Source organism: Nostoc sp. CALU 1950, assembly GCF_051172895.1.
GTDB lineage: Bacteria > Cyanobacteriota > Cyanobacteriia > Cyanobacteriales > Nostocaceae > Nostoc > Nostoc edaphicum_A.
Genome location: NZ_JBDNJQ010000091.1, coordinates 25544 through 32792, shown reverse-complemented (window position 1 = coordinate 32792; position 7249 = coordinate 25544). Strand labels below are relative to the sequence as shown.

General features: G+C 44.5%; 6 protein-coding genes. 2 read left to right on the top strand and 4 right to left on the bottom strand.

What is annotated here, in order from left to right:
- Positions 1 to 96: 96 nt before the first annotated feature.
- On the bottom strand, positions 97 to 1059 hold the full coding sequence (locus tag ABF638_RS22830; protein WP_435025257.1) for an orange carotenoid protein N-terminal domain-containing protein: 963 nt from the start codon (positions 1057 to 1059) through the stop codon (positions 97 to 99).
- Between the two features lie 587 nt (positions 1060 to 1646).
- Between ABF638_RS22830 and ABF638_RS22825 the strand changes: the two genes are divergently transcribed.
- Complete coding sequence (locus tag ABF638_RS22825) at positions 1647 to 1859, top strand: high light inducible protein (protein WP_435025256.1); 213 nt, start codon at positions 1647 to 1649, stop codon at positions 1857 to 1859.
- Positions 1860 to 1924: 65 nt separating this feature from the next.
- A complete protein-coding gene (locus ABF638_RS22820) occupies positions 1925 to 2161 on the top strand; it encodes a hypothetical protein (RefSeq protein ID WP_181931065.1) in 237 nt (78 codons plus the stop codon).
- Between the two features lie 659 nt (positions 2162 to 2820).
- On the opposite strand, the gene trpE is transcribed toward ABF638_RS22820, so the two are convergent.
- The 3 genes from trpE to ABF638_RS22805 form a co-directional block, all read right to left on the bottom strand.
- Positions 2821 to 4350 carry an anthranilate synthase component I gene (gene trpE, locus ABF638_RS22815; protein WP_435025258.1) on the bottom strand — a complete coding sequence of 510 codons (1530 nt, stop codon included), beginning with the start codon at positions 4348 to 4350 and terminating at the stop codon, positions 2821 to 2823.
- 158 nt (positions 4351 to 4508) lie between these two features.
- Positions 4509 to 4931 carry a photosystem I reaction center subunit II PsaD gene (locus ABF638_RS22810; RefSeq protein ID WP_181931064.1) on the bottom strand — a complete coding sequence of 141 codons (423 nt, stop codon included), beginning with the start codon at positions 4929 to 4931 and terminating at the stop codon, positions 4509 to 4511.
- A gap of 173 nt (positions 4932 to 5104) precedes the next feature.
- The gene (locus ABF638_RS22805) at positions 5105 to 7114 is read right to left on the bottom strand and encodes a DICT sensory domain-containing protein (protein WP_435025255.1); all 2010 of its coding nucleotides are present in this window, start codon (positions 7112 to 7114) and stop codon (positions 5105 to 5107) included.
- Positions 7115 to 7249: the final 135 nt, after the last annotated feature.

Here is a 7249-nt window from a genome sequence, read left to right as displayed (position 1 = left end):
AGTTATGAGTGGTTAGCGGTGGTCAGATCCCCGACTTCTTTAAGAAGTCGGGGATCTCGTAGCCCAGCAAAATTAATGGGGCAGACCACTAGCCCTCTATTTACGTACTAGGTTGAGCAGTTCTTTAGGAGAAGCAAGTAAATCAATTGCTACAAAGAAAATTTTGCCTTGGGGATCTAGCAAAAACCGCCATGCAATATTCATCCCCACACTGGCACCGAACCAAGGGGTTTGGACTTTACCGGTGATTTTAAGTTGGGTGTAGCCATCTTCCACTGGCTCAGATACACCGCGTTCTGGAATCATTTTCAGTCCTTGGCATTCTTCACGCATGTAAGCCCGAATTGCCTCCTGACCGACAATCGGTCTTTCAAAGGGAGGTTGCAAAGCACCTTCAGAGGTAAACAGAGAAACCGCAGCATCAAAGTCATTGGCATTCATGTTGTTGATATAGCCCAACACCGTGGGATTGTCTATGCCCTCGATGGTGACTTTAGTCCGAAACGCTGGTGCAGTGGGAGGAGCCACCGGTTCTGAAACTTTTTTGTAACTGCCAGGAGCGTTCGGATCGAATCCCATGCTAATTACGGTATTGCGTAGGATTGTGATTTGTTGACCGGAATCAGCATTGCGGATTGCTTGCAACACGTCAGCAGCTTTGGGAGAAAGCTTGTAGCCTTCTGGGATAGGAGCAACGATTCCCTGAGCCATCCATTCTCCTAACTGATACCAGAAGCCCAACTTGATGTTCACGGTGAAGGATGCATAGGAACGGCAGAGAGGAGTGTCAGCACGGTTAGCCAAATCGTACATGACTTGCGTTTGAGCCTCAAAAGGCATCTGCTTAATTTGTTCGAGTAAGCCTTGTGCGAGGATCATGTTGGCTGCTCCAGGAGCCGCAACAGTAATACTTCTACCCATCTCGGTATAGGCAAACCATAGTAATGCTAGTTGATCTTCAGCATTCAGCTTAGAGAAGGATTCAACAACGGTTGGAACAACGTCAGCAACTAGGGTTCCGGGAAAAATACTTTGAGCCGACTGGATGGTAAAAGACATAGCAGAAATTCCAAAAAGAAAATTACAGTTCTATCGAATGTGAAAAATCAAATGTGCAAAGACAAAGGAGAAATGCGTTTAGCTGTTAACAAAGGCACTTAGCAGTTTTTGCCTCACCTGCGATAGCTTGCTTCCCCGTAGGATTACAAGCCTCACAACCCGTCGTAGATATTGCTAGGCATAGCAATTCTGTTGCCGTTGAGTTTGGATACTCGGCAAAACACATTGCAGGCTCAACTGCATAGTTATTTAGAAAGCCTTGATTAACGGTGGTTTAACGCATTGAATTTGTTTTTGTATCTTTATGTAAAGAAACATAACAAGTTCGTTACGAATAAGCAATACTTTCTCAGTTATACATTGATAACTTCTGTTTATATAAGTTATAAGTTTTATTGAAGTTAGATTAAACACAATTAGTGCTGTTGTGTGTACTCACTTCCCGTATGGCTATTTCTCGCACAAATCCGAAATACCCTACTTACTTAGTACGGTTCTCACTACTTTTTTGTTTGTGTCAAGTAGTTGCAAAAAATATTTACAATAATTATTATTTGTTCATAGATAACAAAAATCAGTAGTAAAAGATGACAAGTAAAGGTTTTACCATTAATGAACGTGGACAACTTAACAGATTTGCGATTGAACCCAAGGTTTATGTTGATGAAACCCCACGGACAGGTTTCACCGAATATGCCGAAAAACTAAATGGTCGTTTGGCAATGATTGGTTTTGTCTCACTCATAGCTTTGGAAGTGATTACCGGACACGGTTTGATTGGATGGCTAACCAGCCTTTAGAGAAGACATGTTGAGATTTACAAATTTTCTTCAGTTGACAAATAAAACAATTTAGAGGCAAACTTATGAAAACTGATTTTGATTATCCCAAAAAAGATTTGATTGGGCCCGTTGTTTTTAGACCTGATTTCAACAACTTTGAGACTATCAATGCAAATCAAGCCTGGTCATTGTTTTTCACTGCCGGTCAAGACGACAAGGGATTGGGACAAGAAGTTGAATTTGGCAGATTTTTCACTAACCTTTTAACTGCCATTGGAGTAACTGGAATTCTTTGGGCGGTTTACTTTAGCCAATTATGATGAGCAAGTTTGTTGATTTCTAGTCGGTGGTAACTTCAACGAAGGTCTTGGATTTGGATACCGGGACTTCTTTTCAGTTTTTAATAGGTCTGAAAAACTCCGTTTAGCTTTGGAAAAAGTTTGATGTTGATTGGATTTATAAAGCTTCCCAATTTGTCACGGTATTGCGGATACGTGGGTTTAGAAGTAGCACAAATTGTTTCCAAATATCTTGCAGTTCAAAGTAAAACCTATGTAATTCAAAATAGAAGGATATTGATATATCAACTTTTAAAGTCTGGTCTGGATTCTCATACAGCAGATCGAACTATTTCTGTACTTATATCAAGTCCGGTTTTACAATTAACTAACAAAAACCAGTGTGCAATTAATTTTACGCGAAAGTAACTATAAAAGGGGATTGGGGATTGGGTAAGAGCGGAAAAATTCTTCCGACAGAATCAGAGTTATGGAATTTGCTTTGAAGCATCCCAAATTTCGGAACAAATTTACCAGTCCCTAGTACCGCAAGGCGGAATTAAAAATTAAAAATTAAAAATTAAAAATGAAGACAGCGTCAGGGTTTTGTTTATTGGGAATGGGTGGTTTATTTCCGCCGTGCTGTACTAGTTCCTAGTCCCCAGTCCCTAGTCCCCAGTCCCCAGTCCCCAGTTCCCAATTCAACGCAAACAACGAATCGCCTCTAATAGACCTCTAGCTTTATTCAGCGTCTCTTCGTATTCTTTCTCTGGCTCAGAATCAGCCACCAAGCCTGCGCCGGCTTGTACGCTCACCGTATTATCATGCACTACCATTGTGCGGATTGCGATCGCAGTATTTAATTGTCCTTCAAAATCGTAATATCCATACACACCGGAATAAACACCCCGACGACTAGACTCTAATTCGTGGATAATCTCCATCGCCCTAATTTTGGGTGCGCCGCTTACCGTGCCGGCTGGGAAGGAAGCTTTCAGTAAATCCCATGCTGTTTTACCAAGCGCTAATTTACCCACAACATTGCTGACAATGTGCATTACATGGGAGTAGCGCTCAACTACCATTAACTCATCAACTTTGACGCTACCACTTTGACAAACACGCCCCAAATCATTCCGCCCTAAATCCACAAGCATTACGTGTTCGGCAATTTCCTTGGGGTCTTGGAGTAAATCTTGAGCATAAGCTGCATCTTCCTGGGTAGTTTTACCCCGTGGACGTGTCCCAGCAATTGGCCGTACCGTTGCTATTACTCCACCATCTACATCGGTTTCGGCTTTCACCATCACTTCGGGACTGGAACCGATAATTTGCCAATCTTGGAAGTTAAAGTAAGCCATGTAAGGCGAAGGATTTATCTGACGTAGGGAACGATAGAGGGCAAAAGGGTCGCCTGTGTATGTTGTTGATAGTCGCTGAGAAATTACTACTTGGAAAATATCACCTGCTTTAATGTAATCTTTCGCCTTTTCCACACTGGCACAAAAATCAGGGCGGGTAAAATTACTCTTATATTCCTCTGTCACTCTACTCCCCTGCTCCCCTGCTCCTCTGCTCCCTGGCGGATTCCATTCCAATCGAGTTTTTTCTTGCGATAGGGGTAGAGATAGCTTTTCGAGCATTTGGGTGACGCGATCGCTAGCTTGTTGATATGCTGCTTTTAAATCTACATTCGGGTCACGTAAATCAGCATAAGCGATCGCCCAAATTTTCCGCTTCACCTGGTCAAAAATCAACAGGTGGTCTACCTGCATCCACAATCCATCAGGGATATTTCGCTCATCTGGTGGATAAATTGGTACACGCGGCTCAATCCAGTGAATCAATTCATAGCCCCAAAACCCGAACAAACCGCCAATTCCTGGTGGTAGCTGCGGTAATTTTACTGGCTTATAAGGTGCTAAACATTCGGCTAAAGCTGCAAAAGGGTCGCCAGCAAAAACGACCTGTGAACCATCGCGGTTTTTTTGAGTCGTGCGATCGCCTCTTGCTTCCAAAACCCACACCGGATCGCACCCCACTAAACTATAGCGTCCCAGCTTTTCCCCACCTTCTATGGATTCCAACAAAAAGCTATAAGGCTGACCCGCACAGACTTTATACCAAGCGGACACGGGCGTATCTAAATCCGCCACCCATTCTTGATATACCGGAACAAAGTTACCTTGTAGAGCTAGCTGAGAAAATTCGGAGAAATCGGGGAATACCATAAATTGCTTGGGGATGGGGCATTGGGCATAGGGCATGGGGCATGGGACATGGGGCATAGGGCATGGGGCATAGGGCATTGGGAAGAATTTTGTTTATAATTCCCAGTCCCCAGTCCCCAGTCCCCAATCCCTAGTCCCTAGTCCCCAGTCCCTAGTCCCTATACGTCGTGGGTAGCTTTACCACTAAACTTGAGTTGTGATGGATTGGGGTTTTGCCCAATGCTGCGTGGGACATAACGCACTTTTTCACGACCTTCATTTACTTTTTCGGGGAAGACACCATCAGCTGGGTGAATTAAAGTAGTTTCTCCGTTGGGTAAAATCCGGTAAACTTTGTAGTCTGTGATTTTGAGTTTGCGAAGTTGCTGACCGCCCAAAAAGATGCCATATTCTTTACGAGCTATATACAGCAGGTTTTCACCTTTCCGCATAACAGCAGCACCACCTGTAGGCAATTCAAATACTTGCTCTTTCGGGCTAGTCCAAGTGATAGCGTACTTTTCTTCAACTTGTGCTTTGTTTAGCAAGCCACCAGTGCTGCCAGCAAATAGCGGGGTTTGTCCAGAGAGTGTTTCTGCCATAAAGTCGATTCTCTCAACGTTTTTAGGGAATCCTAACACCGCAACCAGGATCATATTGCGATCGCGTTATAGACTGTAACAGTTTTTAGTCATTTGTCCTTTGTTCTTTGTCATTTGTTAAAAACCAATGCCCCATGCTCAATGTCTAATGACTAATGACTAAGGACTAATACCTATTTACTCTTGACTTTTGTCCGCTTTTCCTCTTGGCTACTCTGAACAATCGGGATGGTGAAGTGAAACTGACTACCCTGGTCTTTGCCAGTTGACTCCGCCCAAATTTCCCCACCCCAGCCATTAACAATTTGACGGCAAATTGCTAAACCAAGTCCAGTCCCGCCGGTGGTGCGGCGCAGCGCTCCCTCTTCTTGATAGAAGCGGTCAAAAACTACTTCTAAACGATTCGGTTCAATGCCGCGTCCAGTGTCAGCTACAGTCACTTCGACCATTTGACGGCTGTTGTAAATCGCCGTAATGCTGATTTCTCCTTGGGGTGGCGTAAATTTAAAAGCATTGTCCATGAGTTTTGCCAGTACTTCAACTAGCCAATCACCGTCTGCTCTGACTAGAGGTAGGTTTTCGGCAATTTGAGTTTTAACTTGGGGCGGCTTTTCCGTTGAGGAACGCGTGCGATTTCGGCTAAGTGCTAAATCCACACATTCTTGTAAGGTGAGGGATTCTGGGTGCCATTCCACCCGGCCGCTTTCCAAGTTGGAAAGTGTGAGGAAATCTTGTACCAGTTTTCGCATCCGTTCCGAGTCGGAAAGAGCGGTGTTGAGCATGATCTGCTGCAACTCCAAGGGCATATCCGGTTCGGTAGCGAGACTTTCTAGGCACACTTGAATTGTGGATAGGGGGGTACGCAGTTCATGTCCGGTAATGGCTATGAGGTTGCTGCGGGTGCGGTCTAGAGCTTCTAGCTGCTGGTTAAGTTCTTCTAGGTTAGCATAAGCTTCCGCTTGGATAAGAGCTGCTCCTACTTGGGTAGCGATCGCTTCTACCAGATCCAATTCCCCTGGTTGGCACTCGTGCGGTGGCATTCGGCAATAGTGCAATTCCACAATGCCCAATAATCGCCCCTGATAGAATACTGGTTCCATCAGCCAAGAACGAATGGCAAATTTTTTGGCAATCAAGGAAAGTCCTGGCGAATTATTAACACGAGGGTCATTCAGCGTATCGCTAATACAAACACCTTCCCCTTGTTCCACTATGTCCCGAAATAGGGAATTTTGCTCTAACTCCCAGGTTTGCCCACGAACAGATAAAACACCGGGAGTCAAAAATTCGTGTTCAATTATGGCTTGGCTATCTGTGGCTTGAGCGCGGTAAATTAAACAGCGACAAGCTTCTAGGTGTTGTCCTAATTCTTGTGCCGCCACCTGAAGAACTTCATGAGGATCGAGCGATCGCCGAATGGCAGTACTAATTGAGTTGACTAATCGTTCTTTTCGTGCTTGGGCAGCAATGGAACGGTAGGCTTTGTGCAATTTGTACTGACTAGCTTGCAAATAAGTTACTAAGCGCTGCACAAAGGGATCTGTATCAATGTCACAAGCATATTCATTGTCCTGTTCGGCTCCAGAGTGGTTTCGCGGCTCCCCGATGCCAAACCTCTGACGTGCCTGTTGAATTTTACTGGCCAGTTCTGGTCTGTAAACCAAAATCCTGTCTAACAGCAATTCGGCGGCTTTGAGGCTAACTCCTCTTTCCGATGTCCAAATTCCCTCAAATCTTCGCGCTGTATCGATATCCAGATTAGGGCTTAGTTCCGTTAGTGGCTTGTTTTTGGCAATAGAACCAAGGTTTTCCCGACAAACCAGACAAGTAGCATAATTGTCAGCAATCACTACCAAGTGCCACTCTTGACTTAAGCCATCCGTTGGCTCAAAAGCGACTTTTTCGTAGTGTTCTGAACTGTTGGCGAAATCCGTTTCTGGAGCAGATAATACGTATATTTGATTACTTCGCAAGGCCAGTCGCTGGTAGCGATGAGCTTCTTGGCGGTAGAATCGCTCTCGCTGGAAACTAGCAATTACAAGGGGTTGAGCTAAAGTCGCAGCCAAAACTTGATCTTCCATCGCGTGGGAGAGCGCCGTTAATGAAGCCTTAAAATATAGCTGGGGCCGCAAGTAGGGTAGGGACTTTAGCAGATCACTCAGCACAGAAGTCGAAATGCTCATGAATTATTGTTAAACGCTCAACCTCGACAAGATCCACGTCACAGCTGCATTGTACAAAGTCCAAGGGACTCTCAAGTTAAATAGACAGTTGCAATATGTAAAGAACGCTAAAAAGCGCTTTTCGCTAAAGCAGGC